Source organism: Bacillus sp. V33-4 (genome assembly GCF_002860225.1).
Classification (GTDB): domain Bacteria; phylum Bacillota; class Bacilli; order Bacillales; family Cytobacillaceae; genus Bacillus_BJ; species Bacillus_BJ canaveralius.
Genome location: NZ_PGVC01000001.1, coordinates 28,026 through 47,824 on the forward strand (window position 1 = coordinate 28,026; position 19,799 = coordinate 47,824).

Consider the following 19,799-nt stretch of genomic DNA (forward strand, 5'->3'; position numbering starts at 1 on the left):
TATAGGATAAGAGTAGATAGGATATAAATAAAGTGAGTGAAAAAATCCATGAAGTCATGCGAATCCTCGTGGACGAAGGAGTGGACCAACGTGTCAGAAGAAAAAATTTATGATGTGATTATTGCCGGTGCAGGTCCTGCTGGAATGACGGCCGCTGTTTATACATCCCGTGCCAATTTATCAACTTTAATGATCGAACGCGGCGTGCCAGGCGGCCAGATGGCCAACACTGAAGAGGTGGAAAACTATCCTGGTTTTGACCATATTTTGGGGCCGGATTTATCAACGAAGATGTTTGACCATGCCAAAAAGTTTGGTGCAGAATATGCCTATGGCGATATAAAAGAGATTATTGACGGCGAAGAATATAAGACGGTTGTTGCTGGATCCAAGCGGTATAAGGCCCATGCTGTCATTATTACGACCGGTGCCGAATATAAAAAGATCGGTGTACCTGGTGAAAAAGAACTCGGCGGCCGCGGTGTATCGTATTGTGCGGTTTGTGACGGAGCCTTCTTCAAGGGAAAAGAGCTGGTTGTTGTCGGCGGAGGAGACTCAGCAGTAGAGGAAGGGGTTTACTTGACCCGTTTCGCTACAAAGGTTACGATTGTTCATCGTCGCGATGAGCTTCGCGCCCAGGCGATCCTTCAGCAACGTGCCTTTGCCAATGACAAAATCGACTTCATCTGGAACCATACAATTAAAGAGATCAACGGTAAGGATGGAAAAGTCGGCAGTGTTACCCTTGTTTCCACAGAAACAGGGGAAGAGCAGGATTTTCCGGCCGATGGCGTATTTATATACATCGGAATGGTGCCTCTCTCCAAGCCGTTTGCCAATCTTGGCATCACAAATGCAAATGGCTATATCGAAACGAATGAATTGATGGAAACAAAGGTGCCTGGTATCTTTGCTGCAGGTGACATTCGTGAAAAAACACTCCGACAAATTGTTACGGCTACTGGAGACGGAAGCATCGCTGCCCAAAGTGCCCAGCATTTCATCGAAGAACTGAAGGAAGCACAAAAAACCGCGAAAGCTTAGGTTTTGTGAACAAATTTTCGGATTGGAACATTCAATGACATTCAAGCGTGTATCACGATTTCACTATGGTGAGCTGTTGGATGTCGGCATTCCTTTACAAAAAAGTCATTATGTTTTAATTCTGCTGTAACAGTAGTGAAATAATATTGAGGTAGAATAGGAATAGAAATTGACCCCCTTTTAAGAATATATTTTTCTACAGCACAGGTTATCCTGTGCTATTTTTTTTATCAATGTAATATTGGCTAAGCGTGAACAATATGGATCATTTTTTTTTACCTAAAATTATCCGATTTGTATTCATTGTAGCTGTATGTCAAAAATAGTATAATGAAAAGAATGAAATATCGGCGTTTCGAAAGCCGGGTGACAATGGACGGATAAGTTGAGGTGGAATTCGTGCAGCGGGTAACAAATTGTGTCTTGCTTAAAGAGGACAAAATACTTTTATTACAAAAGCCCCGTCGCAGCTGGTGGGTCGCTCCCGGCGGAAAAATGGAACCGGGAGAATCCGTAAGGGATTCATGTATAAGGGAATATCGGGAAGAAACGGGCATATACTTGCGAAACCCAAGTATTAAAGGGATTTTTACCTTCATTATGATGGATGGGGACCAATTGATCTCGGAATGGATGATGTTTACTTTTTTTGCCACCGAGGCAGATGGTGTTCACCTTGAAGAATCCGAAGAGGGCATCCTCGCCTGGCACCGCCTCGAAGATATAAAAAATTTGCCAATGGCAGCGGGCGATTATCATATACTTGATTATATGATCCACGGTAAAGGAGTCATGTATGGGACGTTTACATACACTCCGGATTTTGAACTAATCAGTTACCGTCTTGATCCGAGTTAGAAAGACTTTATTACAGGGGGAAATGAAATGAGTACCGGTGCTAACGATACCCAATTGGTTATCATTACAGGAATGTCAGGAGCAGGGAAAACGGTAGCGATCCAAAGTTTTGAGGATCTCGGTTTTTTTTGCGTCGATAACTTACCGCCTACTTTATTACCAAAGTTTCTTGAACTGATGAAGGAATCTGGGAATAAAATGAATAAAGTGGCGCTGGTTATGGATTTAAGGGGGAGAGAATTTTTCGACCACCTCTTTAAAGCTTTGGATGATCTTGCCGAAAAGTCATGGGTTGCGCCACAAGTACTTTTCCTCGATGCAGATGACAATACACTCGTAAGAAGATACAAGGAAACACGCCGTGTTCATCCGCTTGCTCCGGCAGGCCTGCCACTCGAGGGGATTAAGCTGGAGAGACAGCTTCTTGAAGAGCTGAAAGGAAGAGCACAGCTTATTTATAACACGTCTCAAATGAAACCACGCGAACTTAGAGAGAAAATTTTAACCGAATTCTCAGCTGATAAAAAACTAATTTTTACGGTCAATGTCGTGTCTTTCGGCTTCAAGCATGGCCTGCCAATCGATGCGGATCTTGTCTTTGATGTCCGTTTTTTACCGAATCCACATTATATTGAACATATGCGGCCAAAAACAGGACTTGATGAAGAGGTTTCAAGCTACGTCTTAAAATGGATTGAAACGCAGAAGTTTTTGGAAAAGGTAACCGAACTGCTTAGCTTTATGCTTCCCCACTATAAGCGTGAAGGGAAAGGCCAGCTCGTTATCGCGATTGGCTGTACAGGCGGGCAGCATAGATCGGTTGCGCTTGCCGAATATATTGGCCACTATTTTGAGAACGACTATCATACAAAAATTGCGCACCGGGATATTGAGAGAAGAAAGGACCCAACGACATGACCACCGAACAACAACCTAGAATAGTCATCATTGGAGGCGGAACGGGGTTGCCGGTCTTGTTGCGCGGACTTAAGCAGCTCCCGGTTGATATTACCGCAATTGTCACAGTTGCTGACGATGGTGGAAGCTCGGGTCGGATTAGAAATGATCTTAAGATCCCACCGCCCGGCGATATCAGGAACGTCCTGGCCGCTCTTTCTGATGTTGAGCCGCTGATCGAAGAAATGTTTCAGCACAGATTCAAGACTTCGAATGAACTTTCAGGCCATTCGCTTGGAAATCTAATCTTGGCTGCCATGACTTCGATAACCGGAAATTTTGTGCATGCGATCCAGGAAATGAGCAAGGTTTTGAACGTTCGCGGCAAGGTTCTGCCAGCCGCTAACCAAAGCGTTGTCCTCCATGCCGAAATGGAAGATGGCACGATTGTGTCCGGAGAATCGAAAATTCCTTTCTCCGGAAAGCGCATCAAAAAAGTATTTTTATCACCAAAAAGAATTAAATCATTGCCGGAAACGCTTCACGCCATCAGGCAGGCAGATTTAATTATCATCGGTCCCGGAAGTTTATATACCAGCCTTCTTCCCAATTTGCTTGTTCCGCGGCTTGGTCAAGAAGTATGCCGATCAAAAGCGAGAAAGGTATATATTTGCAATTTAATGACGCAGGCAGGAGAAACACATGATTTTACTGCGAGCGACCATGTGAAAGCCATTTATGAACATATGGACTGTGCTTTTATCGATACCATTTTAGTCCATAATCAAGAAATTCCGCTCGATGTCCAGTATCGCTACAGGGAAGAGCTGGCCAAGCCTGTCCAGTATGATTTGCCAAAGCTTTACGACCTCGGCCTTAAAGTTGTATATGGCGATATTATCAGCGTTGAAGATGGAGTCATTCGCCATGACACGAAAAAAGTTTCCGATTTATTATTTTCTTTGCTTATGGATGAAACTAAAAAGAGGTTCAATGCGTAATACGTAATGCAACCGTTTGTCTACAGGGGGTGGAGGGATGTCTTTCGCTTCGGAAACGAAAAAAGAATTGACGAATATGGAGATAAAGGATTGCTGCGGAAAAGCGGAATTGTCGGCATTAATCCGCATGAATGGGTCTCTGTCTTTTTCCAATCGAAAGCTGGTTGTTGACATTCAAACAGAAAATGCAGCAATCGCAAGAAGAATCTATACATTGATCAAAAGGAGTTACGAGCATGTACAGGTCGAGCTCCTTGTCCGCAAAAAAATGCGTTTGAAAAAGAACAACGTTTATATTGTGCGTCTTTCAGAAGAAGGAAAGAGGATTTTAGAGGATTTAAAAATCCTTGGGGACGGGTTTACTTTTGTCCACGATATTTCCCGGGAGCTTGTTAAAAGGAAATGCTGTAAGCGTTCTTATTTACGGGGAGCCTTTTTGGCGGGAGGATCGGTGAACAATCCGGAAACCTCCTCCTATCATCTTGAAGTGTTCTCCCTTTACCAGGAACACAACGACTCTCTATGTGAATTAATGAATTTGTTCGATTTAAACAGCAAAACGCTTGAGCGGAAAAAAGGCTTTATTACGTATTTAAAGGAAGCAGAAAAAATCACTGAGTTTCTGAATATTATCGGTGCCCACAATGCACTCCTGCGCTTTGAAGACATCCGCATTGTCCGCGATATGAGAAATTCGGTCAACCGCCTTGTCAATTGTGAAACAGCAAACTTAAACAAAACAATCGGTGCAGCATTGCGGCAAGTAGAAAATATTCGCTTTATTGAGCAGACTGTCGGTCTTAAGGTTTTACCTGTAAAGTTAAGGGAAATTGCGGAGCTGCGTGTCGCTTACCAGGATGTTACGTTAAAGGAGCTTGGCGAGATGGTCTCCGGAGGGGAGATCAGCAAATCAGGAATTAACCACCGGCTAAGAAAAATTGATGAAATAGCTGAGAAGCTGCGCGCTGGACAGCCAGCAGGTGATTTATAGAGAAAAACCGGGAGGAATTGTGATGGTAGAAACAAAAGTAGAAGTAAAATTAAAAACGGGCTTACAAGCACGGCCAGCCGCTTTGTTCGTCCAGGAAGCGAATCGTTTTTCTTCCGATATATTTCTGGAGAAAGACGGCAAAAAAGTGAATGCGAAAAGCATCATGGGGTTAATGAGCCTTGCAGTCAGTGCCGGTTCGACGATAACCTTGATTGCGGACGGACATGATGAGCAGAATGCGCTTCAAGAGCTCGCAAATTACATCCAAAAAGAAAATTAAAAAAACTCGCGCCGATTGGCACGAGTTTTTAATTGGTTATTTTTTGTCTTTTTTGTCGGTATTTTCGATAGGGTTTCTAGTGATAATTTGGTCTACTAAGCCGTATTCAAGCGCTCTGTCGGCGGTCATAAAGTTATCGCGTTCTGTATCCCTTGCGATCACTTCAAGTGGCTGGCCTGTGCGTTCAGAAAGAATTTCGTTTAGCTTGTCACGCAAGAATAAAATGCGTTTTGCAGCAATTTCAATTTCAGTTGCCTGGCCTTGCGCGCCGCCAAGCGGCTGATGAATCATGACTTCGCTGTTAGGAAGTGCATAGCGTTTGCCTTTTGTACCTGCAGCAAGTAAAAATGCTCCCATTGAAGCAGCCATTCCGATACAAATTGTTTGCACATCCGGCTTGATAAACTGCATCGTGTCATAAATCGCCATACCGGCAGTAATGCTTCCTCCCGGGCTGTTAATGTAGATGGATATATCTTTCTCGGGGTTTTCCGCTTCAAGGAACAGCAACTGGGCGACAATTGAATTGGACACATGGTCATCAATTCCACTTCCAAGCATAATGATGCGGTCTTTTAGCAGGCGTGAATAAATATCGTAAGCACGCTCGCCCCGGTTTGTCTGTTCAATAACTGTTGGGATTAAATTCATTAACGCTTCCTCCTCCAATATCAAGAGATCAAACATACATTAGTAATGCAGTTCTTCCAATAGAAGAATAGTATGTATTGCTATCATACAATGATGGTCAATAAAGGTCAAACGAATCGCATTCGAGAATGGGGTGAATCGTTCGACACTTTTATGACTGGAAAAAAACCGCTCCGTTTCCATCTTACCCAAAGTATATTTTTTTAAACGCCGAACTTGCTTGCAAAGAATGAAAACATGCCCTATAATAGTAAATCGTAGTGCTTAAACGATTAGCAGCTTTTTATGCGAAAGAAGGCGCTTGACAAGCGATTTATATTTTAATATGCCCTCGTGGTGCAACGGATAGCACGTAAGATTCCGGTTCTTGAGATGTGGGTTCGATTCCTGCCGAGGGCGTTGCCAAAAACCTTTTCCTGATTCACAACATCAGGGAGAGGTTTTTTATATTATCGGGGTGAGTGCCGCTGGTCAGTTGCGTCTCTCTGACAAAACTGGTTTCGCTCATAAATTCGACAACCGCTCATAAATCAATCTCATAAATTCGGAGTGTTGTAAATAAAACTGGAATACATATTATAATACCGTGTAACTCAGTGCACCCAACGAAAATCTTCCTGCAACGAGGTCCTTATTTCTACCGGGATCTGCATTATAAATAAATTTCCATACACCATTGCTGATCCTTATTGTAAAATGGGTGCAGGGGGGATGCAGAATGGATTTTAAAGCGGGACTTTGGCAGCAGCAAACTTTAAAATTGATGCTTACGCAGGAGCTGACTCAAGCGATTGCGCTTTTGCAGTATTCTGCTCAGGAGCTTAACGCTTTCCTCGAAAATAAAGCAGCAGAGAACCCCCTTTTACAGCTGGATTCAGGCAATTTTCAAACCGCCATTGATCCGCGGATGGACCGGAGTAAATCCTCATGGAAAAATAGTCAAAAAGACAAGAAAAGCTGGATCGAACAAATAGGCGAGAAGGTTGTCTCATTAGATGAATACTTGCGTTCACAAATCAATTTTAAACAAGTCACAACACGGCAAATACACATTCTCACCGATTTCATCCTTAATTTAGATGAAAACGGTTACTTCTATGATTGGCATGAAGCTGTGGCTAAATATCCACTGCAAGAGGCGGAAGAATGTTTGCACATCCTCCAGCAGCTCGATCCTGCCGGCATCGGTGCGCGCAGCCTTCAGGAATGTCTGTTACTGCAGTTGCAAAGACTCGGAAACAGAAATGCATTGGCGGAGATGATTATAACCGATTATTTTCACCCATTTGCCAATAAGAATTGGAAGCTGATCTCGAAAGAGGCAGGAATTGAGCTAAAGGAGATCCAGCAAACATTTGATTTTATTCAAACGCTCAATCCCAGACCGGGTGCTCTTTTTCAGCAGCAAAAGCCGGTCTACATGATCCCGGATGTAATTATTGATTGGAATGGCATCGATTATACGGTGACCATCCTTGATTCCGTCATTCCGAAGCTGAGCTTTAACCATGCTTATTTTACGGAAATGTCAACCTATAAGGACGACCAGGTCAGCCGCTTTCTTCAGGAAAAAAAACAGGATTATTATTGGATTTTAAAAAGCCTGGAGCAAAGAAAAGAAACGCTGCTGAAAGTAACAATGAAAATCGTTGAAAAGCAGCAAGGTTTTTTCAAAAAAGGACGCGAGGGTCTCAAGCCATTAATCATGAAGGAAATATCCGATGAATTGGGCATTCATGAATCGACAGTCAGCAGGGCGGTCCGGGAAAAATATGCACAAACCCCATTTGGAACGATGGAATTAAAATCATTTTTTACGAGTACAATTCAAACCGTTTCAAGTGAAAATACTTCATCGGCACAGGTGAAAAGTAAAATTGAAGCATATGTTGCCGCTGAAAATAAACAAAAGCCGTTATCTGATCAGGAAATTGTCGCAAGGCTGCAGGAAGAAGGAATGATCGTTTCAAGAAGGACAGTCGCCAAATACCGGGATCAGCTAGGGATAGCTTCATCCTCAAAAAGGAAAAGATACGAATAGAAGGAGAAATAAACTGGTGCTTAAGCTTACTTTTTATACGCGAACTAAATGCCCTTTATGTGACAAGGCAAAAACCGCTTTAATTGAGATGCGATCAGAATATCCTTTCGAATTGGAAGAAAGGGATATTGACGAAAGCGACGAATTAACCGAGAAATACGGTTTGATGATTCCGGTTGTCGAACTTGATGGAGAGATGCTTCAATACGGTCATATTGATAAATTCGAATTAAGTAAACGTTTGCAAAAAAAAGATTAAACATATATGTTGAATTAGCCGTTCACTCCTGTTAAAATGAAAATGGAATCAGGAGTGATTTTTTTTTACCGTTAGCGGGACATAATATGTCACACCGGGACGTTTTGTGACCAACATCACTTCATTCAAGGAGAAACGGTATGATGAATTCATTATTTGATATCCAAAGAAGATTATTGCCTGATCTGCTTGATGTTATGCAAAAACGTTATCTGATCCTCCAATACATAAACGTGATGCAGCCAGTGGGGAGACGAAGTCTGGCGATCAGCCTCGGGCTTACCGAGCGCGTGCTTCGTTCAGAAGTCGAGTTTTTAAAGGGCCAGAGCTTGCTTTATTTTACAAGCCTGGGAATGAGTTTAACAGAAGAAGGCAAGGCCCTGTTGGAAAGACTTGATAGCATAATGAGAGGCATAACGGGTATAGACAAATTAGAGCGCCAGCTCGAAGCCCAGCTTGGCATCCAAAAAGTGATTATCGTCAATGGCGACAGCGACCAGTCACCATGGGTAAAGCATGAACTTGGGAGAGCGTGCGCGATCTCCATGAAAGAGCGTCTTCACGACGAAAATATCATTGCCGTAACCGGTGGATCTACAATGGCGGCAGTTGCTGAAATGCTGACACTCGATTTTGGCAAGAATGATTTGCTGTTTGTGCCTGCAAGAGGCGGGTTGGGTGAAGATGTACAAAACCAGGCGAATACGATCTGTGCAAAAATGGCCGCGCAAACAGGGGCAAAGCACCGCGTTCTTTATGTACCTGACCAGGTAAGCCGTGAAATTTACCAATCATTTATAAAAGAGCCTTTTATTCATGAAGTGCTTGATTTAATCAAATCGGCTAGCATGGTTTTACATGGAATTGGAGACGCTATAACAATGGCGGAGCGCCGGAAAACGAGTGCGGAAGATTTGGAGATCATTCGTAAAAAGAAAGCTGTTGGTGAAGCTTTCGGCTATTACTTTGATGAAACTGGGGAAATTGTCCACAAAGTCCCAACGATTGGTTTGCAGCTTGGAGACTTGCCCGGCGTTGACAGCGTTTTGGCTGTTGCGGGCGGCTTCTCAAAGGCAAAGGCCATTCGCGCCTACATGAAACAGGCTCCGGCATCGACGATTTTAATTACCGATGAAGGTGCCGCTAAGCAGTTGATACAAGGGTAACCCCCTTTATATAAATAAAAAGCCTTATATATTCAAAGGAGGAAAATCATCATGGCAGTAAAAGTTGGTATTAATGGTTTTGGTAGAATTGGACGTGTTGTATTCCGTGCAGCACTGAACAACCCAAATGTAGAAGTAGTGGCAGTAAACGACTTAACAGATGCAAATATGCTTGCGCATTTATTAAAATATGATACTGTTCACGGTAAGCTGGACCAGGATGTGACTGTTGATGGAGATTCCCTCGTTGTCGGCGGGAAAAAAGTAAAAGTTCTTGCTGAACGCGATCCTGCTCAACTAGGCTGGGGCGACCTTGGTGTTGAAGTGGTTGTTGAATCAACAGGCCGTTTTACAAAGCGTGCTGACGCTGCAAAACATTTAGAAGCCGGCGCGAAAAAAGTTATTATCTCTGCTCCTGCGAGCGATGAGGATATCACAATTGTTATGGGTGTAAACCATGATAAATATGATGCTGCAAACCATCATGTAATCTCGAATGCTTCTTGTACTACTAACTGTTTAGCTCCTTTCGCGAAAGTTCTTAATGATAAGTTTGGAATTAAACGTGGAATGATGACAACTGTCCACTCATACACAAATGACCAGCAAATCTTGGACTTGCCGCATAAGGATTATCGACGTGCCCGTGCCGCGGCAGAAAATATTATTCCGACAACAACTGGTGCTGCAAAAGCAGTGTCCCTCGTTTTGCCTGAACTTAAAGATAAATTAAATGGAGGCGCAATGCGCGTACCAACTCCAAACGTATCTTTAGTAGACTTGGTGGCTGAACTTAATTCAGATGTAACAGCTGAACAACTAAATGCCGCTTTCAAGGAAGCTTCTGAGGGAGAATTAAAAGGGATTTTAGGCTACACAGAAGAGCCTTTGGTATCAAGGGACTTTAACGGAAGTGAGTATTCTTCCACTATCGATGCACTTTCCACAATGGTTATGGAAGGTAACATGGTAAAGGTTATTTCTTGGTATGACAACGAAACAGGCTATTCAAGCCGTGTAGTTGACCTTGTTGATTACATCGCTCAAAAAGGACTATAAGACTAAAAGAATAAATATCCATGCATTATATAATTAATGGATATTAATATCGTGAACCACTATAATATAGACGGATGAAAAGGGGAGCGGGGATCATTCCCCACTCCCTTTTACTCGTCCAGGCTGATAATCCAAAGGAGGTTCTTTTGCCATGAATAAAAAAACCGTAAAAGATGTGGATGTAAAAGGGAAGAAAGTGTTTTGCCGTGTTGATTTTAACGTTCCGATGAAGGATGGAACCATTACGGATGAAACACGGATCCGCGCTGCGCTGCCGACAATTCAATATTTAACAGAACAGGGCGCCAGGGTTATTTTGGCATCCCATCTCGGCCGTCCTAAAGGCCAGGTTGTTGAGGAATTGAGGCTTACCCCGGTTGCCGCTCGATTGTCAGAGCTTCTTGGCAAAGAAGTGAAAAAAACGGATGAAGCATACGGAGAGTCTGTCAGCAAAGAGATTGACACAATGTCTGATGGCGATGTACTCCTCCTTGAAAACGTCCGATTCTACAAGGGCGAGGAAAAAAATGACCCCGAGCTGGCAAAAGCGTTTGCAGATTTAGCTGACATTTATGTCAATGACGCGTTCGGAGCTGCCCACCGTGCCCATGCATCAACAGAAGGAATTGCTCACCATCTTCCAGCGGTTTCAGGCATTTTGATGGAAAAAGAATTGGCGGTGCTTGGGAAAGCATTGTCTAATCCGGAACGGCCTTTCACAGCAATTATTGGCGGTGCCAAGGTAAAAGATAAAATCGGTGTCATCGATAATCTGCTTGAAAAGGTTGATAACTTAATTATCGGTGGCGGCTTGGCCTACACTTTTGTAAAAGCAAACGGAAATGAAGTCGGAAAATCATTGCTTGAGGAAGACAAAATCGATCTGGCAAAATCGTTTATGCAAAAAGCAGCAGAAAAAGGCGTTAACTTCTATATGCCAGTTGATGCAATTGTCGCAGATGATTTTTCACCTGAAGCAAACACTCGAGAAGTAGCGATTGAAGAGATTCCTTCTGATTGGGAAGCTTTGGATATCGGTCCGAAAACGGCGGAAATTTATCGCGATGTCATCAAGAATTCAAAATTAGTCATTTGGAACGGTCCAATGGGTGTTTTTGAGTTTGATAAATTTGCAGGGGGAACGAAAGCTGTCGCCGAAGCACTTGCCGAAGCGTCTAATACATATTCGGTAATCGGCGGCGGAGATTCTGCAGCAGCAGTTGAAAAATTCAACCTGGCTGAAAAAATGAGCCATATCTCCACCGGCGGAGGTGCGTCCCTCGAATTTATGGAAGGCAAAGCACTTCCTGGGGTCGTGGCTTTACTGGATAAATAAACCCGGGAGCAGCTTTTGCTCCCAGAATTGACACACGAAAGGATGTGCGACATGCGCAAACCAATTATCGCAGGAAATTGGAAGATGCATAAAACTCTTTCAGAGGCAAAAGCCTTTATTGAAGAAGTAAACGGGCTGGTCCCTCCTAAAGAAAACATCGAATCGGTCGTCTGTGCCCCGGCATTGTTTTTGGAACAGTTAGTCGAAAGCACAAGAGACTATGATCTCGAAATCGGTGCCCAGAATATGCACTTTGAAGAAAGCGGTGCTTTTACAGGGGAAGTAAGCCCGAAAGCCCTTGCTGACATTGGAGTTAAATATGTAATTATCGGACACTCCGAGCGCAGGGAAATGTTTAACGAAACCGATGATTCGGTCAACAAAAAGACGCTTTCCGCATTTAATTATGGTTTAACACCAATTGTTTGCGTCGGTGAAACACTTGAACAGCGTGAAAACGGCGAAACGAATCAGCTTGTCGGCGACCAGGTAAAAAAAGCATTAAACAGTTTAACAGAAGATCAAGTTAAGCAAACTGTCATTGCTTACGAACCAATCTGGGCGATTGGAACAGGTAAATCTTCAACTGCGCAAGATGCAAATGAAGTTTGTTCCCATATCCGCCAGGTGGTTGCGGAACAATTTTCACCGGCTGCAGCTGATGCAGTCCGCATTCAATACGGCGGAAGTGTAAAGCCGGGCAACATTAAAGAATATATGGAACAGCCAGATATTGACGGAGCCCTTGTAGGCGGAGCAAGCCTTGAGGCCCAGTCATTCCTACAGCTATTGGAGGCAGGCCAGAATGAGTAAAGCCCCTGTTGCGCTCATCATTCTTGACGGGTTTGCTATAAGAGGCGAGCGAAAAGGGAATGCTGTTGCGCAGGCGAACAAACCAAATTTCGAACGATATTGGAACAAGTACCCACATGCTAAGCTGATTGCATCCGGAGAAGCAGTCGGGCTTCCGCAGGGGCAGATGGGGAACTCCGAAGTCGGCCACTTAAATATTGGAGCGGGCCGAACCGTGTTTCAAAGCTTAACACGAGTCAATATTTCGATTCGTGAAGGCGAATTTGCGAAAAATCAAACCTTTCTTGATGCAATCAAGCATGTAAAAGAAAAAGGGAAAAGACTCCATTTATTCGGGCTTCTTTCTGACGGTGGCGTCCACAGCCATATTGAGCATATGTTTGCGCTTTTGCGCCTTGCCGCTGAGGAAGGAGTCGAAAAAGTCTATCTTCACGCGTTCCTGGACGGACGCGATGTCGGGCCGCAAACGGCCCGGAAATATATTGAAGAAACTTTGGAGAAAATGAATGAGTATGGTGTAGGAGAGTTCGCGACAATCTCAGGCCGATATTATTCGATGGACCGGGACAAGCGTTGGGAGCGTGTTGAAAAATCATATCGCTCGATGGTGTACGGAGAGGGTCCAGCCTATTCGAATCCATTGGAACTTATTGAAGACTCCTACAAAAACGGAATTTTTGATGAGTTTGTGTTACCATCGGTATTAACGAGACCCGATGGAAAACCGGTTGCAACAATCGAAGATGAAGATGCGGTTATTTTTTATAATTTCCGTCCTGACCGGGCCATTCAAATCTCGAATACTTTTACAAACAAGGATTTCCGTTCTTTTGACCGGGGAAGGAAGCATCCGCAAAACCTTCACTTTGTCTGTTTGACGCATTTCAGTGAGACAGTTGACGGCTATGTGGCTTTCAAACCAGCGAATCTCGATAACACCATTGGAGAGGTTCTGGCGCAAAACGGCCTGAAACAGCTGCGTATTGCTGAAACCGAAAAATATCCTCACGTTACGTTCTTTATGAGCGGCGGACGCGAAGAGAAATTTCCTGGTGAAGAACGAATTTTAATTGCATCACCAAAGGTTCCGACCTACGATCTTCAGCCAGAGATGAGTGCATACGAAGTCACGGATGCGCTCGTGAAAGAGATAGAGGCGGATAACTTTGATGCGATTATTCTAAACTATGCAAATCCGGATATGGTCGGCCATTCAGGCATGCTCGAACCGACAATTAAAGCGGTCGAAACGGTCGATGAATGCCTCGGTCGCCTTGTCGATTTGATTATCGCAAAAGGCGGAACAGCGATTATCACCGCTGACCATGGGAATGCTGATGAAGTAGTCACCATCGAAGGGCACCCTATGACTGCACATACAACGAATCCGGTCCCTGTCATTGTTACAAAAGAAGGCGCTGAATTACGGGAAGACGGAATTCTCGGCGACCTGGCACCAACAATGCTCGATCTTTTAAATTTAGCAAAACCAGTTGAAATGACTGGACGATCTTTATTAAAAAAATAACTGATCCAAAAGGAGAGATTTTGATTATGCCATTCATCGAAAATGTATACGCACGTGAAGTTCTTGATTCCCGCGGAAATCCAACAGTTGAAGTAGAAGTGATTACCGAATCTGGTTTCTTCGGCCGTGCAATCGTGCCATCAGGCGCTTCAACCGGTGAGTATGAAGCGGTTGAGCTTCGTGACGGTGACAAATCACGCTACCTTGGCAAAGGCGTACAAAAAGCAGTTGAAAACGTCAATGAAGTAATTGCAGAAGCGGTTATCGGTATGGACGTTACAGACCAGGTTGGCATTGACCGTACAATGATTGAGCTTGACGGCACTGACAATAAAGGGAAATTGGGTGCGAACGCAATTCTTGGTGTTTCAATGGCGGCAGCTCATGCTGCAGCTGAATCTGTTGGCTTGCCTTTATACCGTTACCTTGGCGGATCAAATGCGAAGCAGCTGCCAACGCCAATGATGAATATCATCAACGGTGGGTCCCATGCTGACAATAACGTGGACTTCCAGGAGTTCATGATCATGCCTGTCGGAGCGCCTACTTTTAGAGAAGCAATCCGCATGGGTGCAGAAGTGTTCCATTCCTTGAAGAAAGTTCTATCCAGCAAAGGCCTGAACACAGCAGTTGGTGACGAAGGCGGATTCGCTCCAAACCTTGGTTCAAACCGTGAAGCATTAGAAGTGATCATCGAAGCAATCTCTAACGCAGGTTACGAAGCAGGTAAAGACGTCTTGCTCGCAATGGATGTTGCCTCCTCTGAGTTCTTTAACAAGGAAACAGGCAAATATGACCTTGCCGGCGAAGGCCGCACAGGTTTATCTTCAGAAGACATGGTCAGCTTCTATGAAGACCTTGTTAATCAATTCCCAATCGTTTCTATTGAAGATGGATTGGACGAAAATGACTGGGAAGGCCATAAGCTGTTAACGGACCGCATCGGCGGCAAAGTCCAGCTTGTTGGTGACGATCTATTCGTTACAAACACCAAAAAGCTTGCTGAAGGAATCGAAAAAGGGATTGCCAACTCAATCCTGATCAAAGTAAACCAAATTGGTACACTAACAGAAACATTTGACGCGATCGAAATGGCGAAGCGCGCTGGATACACAGCAGTTGTTTCCCACCGCTCCGGTGAAACAGAAGACGTAACGATTGCTGATATTGCTGTCGCAACAAATGCCGGACAAATCAAAACTGGTTCGATGTCCCGTACAGACCGGGTTGCAAAATACAACCAACTTCTTCGCATCGAAGACGAGCTTGGTGAATTAGCCGTGTATGGCGGGTTAAGCTCTTTTTATAACCTGAAGAAGTAATTTTCCTTGATAGTAACAAAATAAATAAACAGAAAAACCTCCTACTTTTTATTTTTCATGGAAAAGTAGGAGGTTTTTTATATGTTTTCTTCCTTACTAAGAAAGAATAAAGGAAATGGTGGTAAAATAATTATTATAAATCGAATCATTAGAGGCAGGTATCATAGGTGAAAAGAAATAGTTGGTTTATTATATTATTTATTGCGACAATCGCCTTAACCAGTTGGTTCTTTTATCTTAAGGTAATTGATAATAATCATTCCGGGACGTCGATTATCCCTGAACAAGAAGATGACATTCCGTTGTTTGAGGGTTTAGAGCCGGATGAACATGAGTATGTTCTCGTCGGCAATCACGTCAATGATATCTATGATTTTTATGAAAAAGAACTGCCGAACAATGGTTGGAAAGTATCGCAGAGACCAATATTTGAAATCAACAAAGAAAAACATGAATCAAGCTTCCATTCACAGTGGCAGAAGTCAGGGTTTGAAGGAGAGCTGTCGGTTTCCGCTTATTATAACGAACAAGAGGGACGCACCGAGGTAGTGTTCGATAAGACCCCTATTCACACGTTCACAACATGGATTGTGCAAATTCCTGACAGTATTTGTATTTATGCCAGTTCCCACAATGAGGCATGTATAGAAATAAACGACAAAGATACGATCAATCAAATTGCCTATTTTATTAATCATGCTATAGATTGGGATAAAGAAGCGTCCACCCGTGAAAAAATCAGTGAGATTGATTTCGGCAGCTTAAAGGTCAATGTTTCATTTGGAGATGACCAGGCAATCTATTTTCAATCAGATAAGGGCACGAAATATATGAAGCCGGAGCAAGAGTTTTTGGATCTGCTGCACATTCAAGAATGATTACAGATGAATTTCGAGCAGACCACCCCCTGGTGTAGTGATCACCTGACTCAGATTGTTATTGTTTAATGTAAGGAAATATGATACATTAAAAATACTGTGAAGGTACGTTTTATAGGAGGTGGACTTCTTGCACGCAGTATTAGTCACACTATTGGTTATTGTATGTATCGCACTTATCGTTGTTGTACTTCTTCAATCGGGAAAAAGCGCAGGGCTTTCTGGAGCCATTTCCGGTGGTGCTGAGCAATTATTCGGTAAGCAAAAAGCACGTGGGCTTGACTTGATTCTCCACCGCATTACAATCGTTCTCTCGGTTTTATTTTTTTTCTTAACGATTGCGGTTTCGTATTTTGACCTATAAGAATACAATAAATCCTGGCCTGTGACGGGTCAGGTTTTTTTATGCTTTTTTTTCTATATGCTGAAATTACATAGATGAGTACGTTTTAGTGGAATGTTATCGGTATGTTTGCTAAAAATAAAGTACTTGTGGTTAAACGTTTAATGAAGAGGATGTAAGGAAATATTACGTTAGAAAAGGAGTTTTTCATAAATGAATATTGTTATGCCGAAGCCGTTTACTTTTGAAGGGGGAAAGAGAGCGGTTTTGCTGTTGCACGGATTTACAGGAAATTCAGCGGATGTCCGCATGCTTGGCCGCTTTCTTGAGAAAAAAGGTTATACCAGCCATGCCCCTCATTATAAAGGCCATGGCGTTCCTCCGGAAGAGCTTGTCCATACCGGTCCTGAAGATTGGTGGAAGGATGTGATCGGAGGCTATGAATTTTTGAAAAACAAGGGCCATAACGAAATTGCCATTGCCGGCCTTTCTTTAGGCGGAGTCTTCTCTTTGAAACTGGGTTATACAGTACCGGTAAAGGGTATCGTACCGATGTGTGCACCGATGCATATTAAAAGTGAGGAAGTCATGTATAAAGGAATCCTGGCATATGCCCGCGAATATAAAAAACATGAAGGCAAAAGTGAAGAGCAAATTGAACAGGAAATGACTGAATTCGAGAAAACACCGATGAATACATTAAAAGCACTGCAAAACCTCATTGCCGACGTCCGCAATCATGTTGATATGATATATGCCCCGACCTTTGTCGTCCAGGCCCGCCATGATCATATGATCAATACAGAAAGCGCGAATATTATTTATAATGAAGTTGAGTCCGAGCGGAAGGAACTGAAATGGTACGAGGAATCGGGACATGTCATCACACTCGATAAAGAGCGCGACCAGCTTCATGAAGATATTTATCAGTTTTTAGAAAGCTTAAATTGGCAAGAATAAAAACAGAAGCCCTGAAAAGGAGGGATTACAATGGATGAAACCATCCAGCACCACATTGACCGACTCTTACAATATATGAAGGATGAGGCGTATAAGCCGCTGACAGTCCAGGAACTTGAAGAAGCCTTCGGGATTGAGGACTCATCAGCCTTTAAAGATTTTGTTAAAGCACTAGTTGTCATGGAAGAGAAAGGGCTCGTTGTCAGAACGCGCAGCAACCGCTACGGCCTGCCGGAAAAAATGAATCTGATTCGCGGGAGAGTATCTGGACATGCGAAAGGGTTCGCCTTCGTTGTGACGGACGAGCCGGGCATGGATGATATTTTCGTTCCACCAAACGAAACGAATAATGCGATGCACGGCGATATTGTATTAGTGCGTGTTTCAACAGAAAGCTCGGGACAACGGCGCGAGGGTACAATTGTCCGAATTCTTGAGCGTGGCATCAAGCAAATTGTCGGAACCTACACAGAGAGTAAGCATTTCGGATTTGTGCTTCCCGATGATAAAAAGTTTACGAGCGATATTTTTATTGCGAAGTCTGCATCTAAAGGTGCCATCGAGGGACATAAAGTCGTTGTTAAGCTGACAACTTATCCAGAAGGACGCAAAAGTGCAGAGGGAGAAGTTGTCGAAATTCTCGGCCATAAAAACGATCCGGGTGTTGATATTCTCTCTATCATTCACAAGCATGGCTTGCCGATGGCCTTTCCACAAGATGTGCTTGAGCAGGCGAATGAAGCGCCGGAAATCATTGCTGAAAGTGAAATTGCCAATCGCAGGGATTTAAGAAATCAAACGATCGTGACGATTGACGGTCGAGATGCTAAGGATCTTGATGATGCGGTTACGGTCACAAAATTGGACAATGGTCATTACAAGCTCGGTGTCCATATTGCCGATGTTAGTCATTATGTTCAGGAACATTCGCCGATTGACAGGGAAGCAGAGGAACGCGGAACGAGCGTGTACCTGGTTGACCGAGTGATTCCGATGATCCCCCACCGTCTCTCCAATGGAATATGTTCATTGAATCCGCAGGTGGACAGGCTTACCCTTTCGTGTGAAATGGAAATTGCACCTGACGGGGAAGTGGTTCATCATGAGATTTTTGAAAGCGTCATTAAAACGACAGAGCGCATGACGTATACGGATGTAAAAAAGATCCTCGTTGATCAGGATGAAGATTTAATCGAACGATATGCGCCGCTTGTGCCAATGTTTAAATTGATGGAAGAGCTTTCTTTAGTATTGCGGAAGAAACGGATGAACAGAGGGGCGATCGATTTTGATTTTAAAGAGGCGAAGGTTCTCGTTGAGGAAGATGGGAGGCCAACGGACGTTGTCATTCGTGAGCGTACAGTAGCCGAGCGTTTGATTGAAGAGTTCATGCTTGCTGCGAACGAAACGGTTGCCGAGCATTTTCACTGGATGGATGTCCCGTTTATTTACCGGATTCATGAAGATCCGAAGGAAGATAAATTGCGGCGCTTCTTCGAGTTTATCACCAACTTTGGCTATATTGTAAAAGGTAGCGCCAATTCGGTCCATCCAAAAGCGCTTCAGGAAATTATTGAAGAAGTCCAGGGCAAGCCTGAAGAAATGGTTATCTCTACTGTCATGCTCCGCTCGATGCAGCAGGCAAAATACAATCCGAACAGCCTTGGGCACTTTGGGCTTTCGGCTGAATTCTATACGCATTTTACATCACCGATCCGCCGCTATCCCGATTTGATTGTACACCGCTTGATTCGCACCTATTTAATTGAAGGGAAGCTGGATCCGGCAACAAGGGAGAAATGGAACACACGCCTTCCGGAGATAGCTGAACACTCTTCCAACATGGAACGCCGCGCTGTCGATGCCGAGCGGGAAACAGATGAACTGAAGAAGGCTGAATTTATGGAAGACAAAATTGGCGTCGAATATGATGGCATCATCAGCTCTGTCACAAATTTCGGGATGTTTATCGAGCTTCCAAACACGATTGAAGGGCTTGTGCACGTCAGCTATATGACCGACGATTATTACCGTTATGACGAGCGCCATTTTGCGATGATTGGTGAACGGACTGGCAATGTTTTCCGCATTGGTGATGAAATAACAGTACGTGTTGTCAAGGTAAATACGGAAGAACGGTCGATTGACTTTGAAATCGTCGGCATGAAAGGGACACGCCGCCGCGACACAACTGGGGCACCCCGAGTCTTTAAAGCAGGTGACGGTCCGAGGAAACCGCGTGCCAAAAAAGCAGCAGAAAAAGGCGAAGACAAAAAGAAACCGAAGAAGAGCAAACGGTTTTATGAAAATGCACCGAAAATAAAGCGGGATAAAAAGAAAAAAAGCCGTTAACTTGATTAATGAGAGAGCTT

Annotated in this window: 19 protein-coding genes and 1 tRNA gene; 19 read left to right on the top strand and 1 reads right to left on the bottom strand. The window is 43.7% G+C overall.

Going from position 1 to position 19,799, the window contains the following annotated elements; all coding sequences use genetic code 11:
- The first annotated feature begins 90 nt into the window (after positions 1-90).
- The 6 genes from trxB (at position 91) to CVD23_RS00165 (ending at position 5,071) form a co-directional block, all read left to right on the top strand.
- Positions 91-1,044 (top strand): thioredoxin-disulfide reductase, encoded by a 954-nt coding sequence (gene trxB / locus CVD23_RS00140; protein WP_101664613.1) that lies wholly within the window; start codon positions 91-93, stop codon positions 1,042-1,044.
- 399 nt (positions 1,045-1,443) lie between these two features.
- The gene (locus CVD23_RS00145) at positions 1,444-1,902 is read left to right on the top strand and encodes an NUDIX hydrolase (protein WP_101575961.1); all 459 of its coding nucleotides are present in this window, start codon (positions 1,444-1,446) and stop codon (positions 1,900-1,902) included.
- A 27-nt stretch (positions 1,903-1,929) separates the two neighbouring features.
- Positions 1,930-2,820: an RNase adapter RapZ gene (rapZ, locus tag CVD23_RS00150; protein ID WP_101575962.1), complete on the top strand. Its 891-nt coding sequence runs from the start codon at positions 1,930-1,932 to the stop codon at positions 2,818-2,820.
- On the top strand, positions 2,817-3,800 hold the full coding sequence (locus CVD23_RS00155; RefSeq protein WP_101575963.1) for a gluconeogenesis factor YvcK family protein: 984 nt from the start codon (positions 2,817-2,819) through the stop codon (positions 3,798-3,800). Before rapZ ends, CVD23_RS00155 begins: the two co-directional genes overlap by 4 nt.
- A 37-nt stretch (positions 3,801-3,837) precedes the next feature.
- Positions 3,838-4,791: a DNA-binding protein WhiA gene (whiA, locus tag CVD23_RS00160; protein WP_101575964.1), complete on the top strand. Its 954-nt coding sequence runs from the start codon at positions 3,838-3,840 to the stop codon at positions 4,789-4,791.
- A 22-nt stretch (positions 4,792-4,813) separates the two neighbouring features.
- Positions 4,814-5,071 carry an HPr family phosphocarrier protein gene (locus tag CVD23_RS00165; RefSeq protein ID WP_101575965.1) on the top strand — a complete coding sequence of 86 codons (258 nt, stop codon included), beginning with the start codon at positions 4,814-4,816 and terminating at the stop codon, positions 5,069-5,071.
- 36 nt (positions 5,072-5,107) lie between these two features.
- Here the strand turns inward: CVD23_RS00165 and clpP are convergent, their stop codons facing one another.
- Positions 5,108-5,722: an ATP-dependent Clp endopeptidase proteolytic subunit ClpP gene (gene clpP / locus CVD23_RS00170; protein WP_101575966.1), complete on the bottom strand. Its 615-nt coding sequence runs from the start codon at positions 5,720-5,722 to the stop codon at positions 5,108-5,110.
- Positions 5,723-6,049: 327 nt separating this feature from the next.
- Between clpP and CVD23_RS00175 the strand changes: the two genes are divergently transcribed.
- The 13 genes from CVD23_RS00175 to rnr all read left to right on the top strand — a co-directional run bounded on the left by CVD23_RS00175 (position 6,050) and on the right by rnr (position 19,779).
- Positions 6,050-6,121, top strand: a tRNA-Arg gene (locus CVD23_RS00175).
- Between the two features lie 319 nt (positions 6,122-6,440).
- Complete coding sequence (gene rpoN, locus CVD23_RS00180) at positions 6,441-7,763, top strand: RNA polymerase factor sigma-54 (RefSeq protein ID WP_101664615.1); 1,323 nt, start codon at positions 6,441-6,443, stop codon at positions 7,761-7,763.
- Positions 7,764-7,779: 16 nt separating this feature from the next.
- On the top strand, positions 7,780-8,022 hold the full coding sequence (locus tag CVD23_RS00185) for a glutaredoxin family protein (protein ID WP_101664617.1): 243 nt from the start codon (positions 7,780-7,782) through the stop codon (positions 8,020-8,022).
- Between the two features lie 143 nt (positions 8,023-8,165).
- Positions 8,166-9,188, top strand: coding sequence for a sugar-binding transcriptional regulator (locus CVD23_RS00190; RefSeq protein ID WP_101575980.1), 1,023 nt, complete (start codon positions 8,166-8,168; stop codon positions 9,186-9,188).
- 51 nt (positions 9,189-9,239) lie between these two features.
- Positions 9,240-10,247, top strand: coding sequence for a type I glyceraldehyde-3-phosphate dehydrogenase (gene gap, locus CVD23_RS00195; RefSeq protein ID WP_101664619.1), 1,008 nt, complete (start codon positions 9,240-9,242; stop codon positions 10,245-10,247).
- A 151-nt stretch (positions 10,248-10,398) separates the two neighbouring features.
- Positions 10,399-11,583 (top strand): phosphoglycerate kinase, encoded by a 1,185-nt coding sequence (locus tag CVD23_RS00200; RefSeq protein WP_101575970.1) that lies wholly within the window; start codon positions 10,399-10,401, stop codon positions 11,581-11,583.
- Between the two features lie 51 nt (positions 11,584-11,634).
- A complete protein-coding gene (tpiA, locus tag CVD23_RS00205) occupies positions 11,635-12,396 on the top strand; it encodes a triose-phosphate isomerase (protein WP_101664621.1) in 762 nt (253 codons plus the stop codon).
- Positions 12,389-13,924, top strand: a complete 1,536-nt coding sequence (gpmI, locus tag CVD23_RS00210) for a 2,3-bisphosphoglycerate-independent phosphoglycerate mutase (protein WP_101575972.1) — start codon at positions 12,389-12,391, stop codon at positions 13,922-13,924. Before tpiA ends, gpmI begins: the two co-directional genes overlap by 8 nt.
- A gap of 26 nt (positions 13,925-13,950) precedes the next feature.
- Positions 13,951-15,246, top strand: a complete 1,296-nt coding sequence (gene eno / locus CVD23_RS00215; protein WP_101575973.1) for a phosphopyruvate hydratase — start codon at positions 13,951-13,953, stop codon at positions 15,244-15,246.
- Between the two features lie 167 nt (positions 15,247-15,413).
- Positions 15,414-16,124, top strand: coding sequence for a hypothetical protein (locus CVD23_RS00220; protein ID WP_101664623.1), 711 nt, complete (start codon positions 15,414-15,416; stop codon positions 16,122-16,124).
- 130 nt (positions 16,125-16,254) lie between these two features.
- The gene (gene secG / locus CVD23_RS00225) at positions 16,255-16,488 is read left to right on the top strand and encodes a preprotein translocase subunit SecG (RefSeq protein WP_101575975.1); all 234 of its coding nucleotides are present in this window, start codon (positions 16,255-16,257) and stop codon (positions 16,486-16,488) included.
- Between the two features lie 192 nt (positions 16,489-16,680).
- A complete protein-coding gene (locus CVD23_RS00230; RefSeq protein WP_101575976.1) occupies positions 16,681-17,427 on the top strand; it encodes an alpha/beta hydrolase in 747 nt (248 codons plus the stop codon).
- Positions 17,428-17,457: 30 nt separating this feature from the next.
- A complete protein-coding gene (gene rnr, locus CVD23_RS00235) occupies positions 17,458-19,779 on the top strand; it encodes a ribonuclease R (RefSeq protein WP_101575977.1) in 2,322 nt (773 codons plus the stop codon).
- Positions 19,780-19,799 lie beyond the last annotated feature (20 nt).

What these genes read in the sequence shown, in the direction of transcription:
- clpP (WP_101575966.1), bottom strand. Translation starts at nt 5,722, where the DNA reads ATGAATTTAATCCCAACAGTTATTGAACAGACAAACCGGGGCGAGCGT.
- eno (WP_101575973.1), top strand. Translation starts at nt 13,951, where the DNA reads ATGCCATTCATCGAAAATGTATACGCACGTGAAGTTCTTGATTCCCGC.
- gpmI (WP_101575972.1), top strand. Translation starts at nt 12,389, where the DNA reads ATGAGTAAAGCCCCTGTTGCGCTCATCATTCTTGACGGGTTTGCTATA.
- CVD23_RS00155 (WP_101575963.1), top strand. Translation starts at nt 2,817, where the DNA reads ATGACCACCGAACAACAACCTAGAATAGTCATCATTGGAGGCGGAACG.
- rnr (WP_101575977.1), top strand. Translation starts at nt 17,458, where the DNA reads ATGGATGAAACCATCCAGCACCACATTGACCGACTCTTACAATATATG.
- rpoN (WP_101664615.1), top strand. Translation starts at nt 6,441, where the DNA reads ATGGATTTTAAAGCGGGACTTTGGCAGCAGCAAACTTTAAAATTGATG.
- tpiA (WP_101664621.1), top strand. Translation starts at nt 11,635, where the DNA reads ATGCGCAAACCAATTATCGCAGGAAATTGGAAGATGCATAAAACTCTT.
- gap (WP_101664619.1), top strand. Translation starts at nt 9,240, where the DNA reads ATGGCAGTAAAAGTTGGTATTAATGGTTTTGGTAGAATTGGACGTGTT.
- CVD23_RS00165 (WP_101575965.1), top strand. Translation starts at nt 4,814, where the DNA reads ATGGTAGAAACAAAAGTAGAAGTAAAATTAAAAACGGGCTTACAAGCA.
- CVD23_RS00230 (WP_101575976.1), top strand. Translation starts at nt 16,681, where the DNA reads ATGAATATTGTTATGCCGAAGCCGTTTACTTTTGAAGGGGGAAAGAGA.
- CVD23_RS00200 (WP_101575970.1), top strand. Translation starts at nt 10,399, where the DNA reads ATGAATAAAAAAACCGTAAAAGATGTGGATGTAAAAGGGAAGAAAGTG.
- CVD23_RS00190 (WP_101575980.1), top strand. Translation starts at nt 8,166, where the DNA reads ATGAATTCATTATTTGATATCCAAAGAAGATTATTGCCTGATCTGCTT.
- whiA (WP_101575964.1), top strand. Translation starts at nt 3,838, where the DNA reads ATGTCTTTCGCTTCGGAAACGAAAAAAGAATTGACGAATATGGAGATA.
- rapZ (WP_101575962.1), top strand. Translation starts at nt 1,930, where the DNA reads ATGAGTACCGGTGCTAACGATACCCAATTGGTTATCATTACAGGAATG.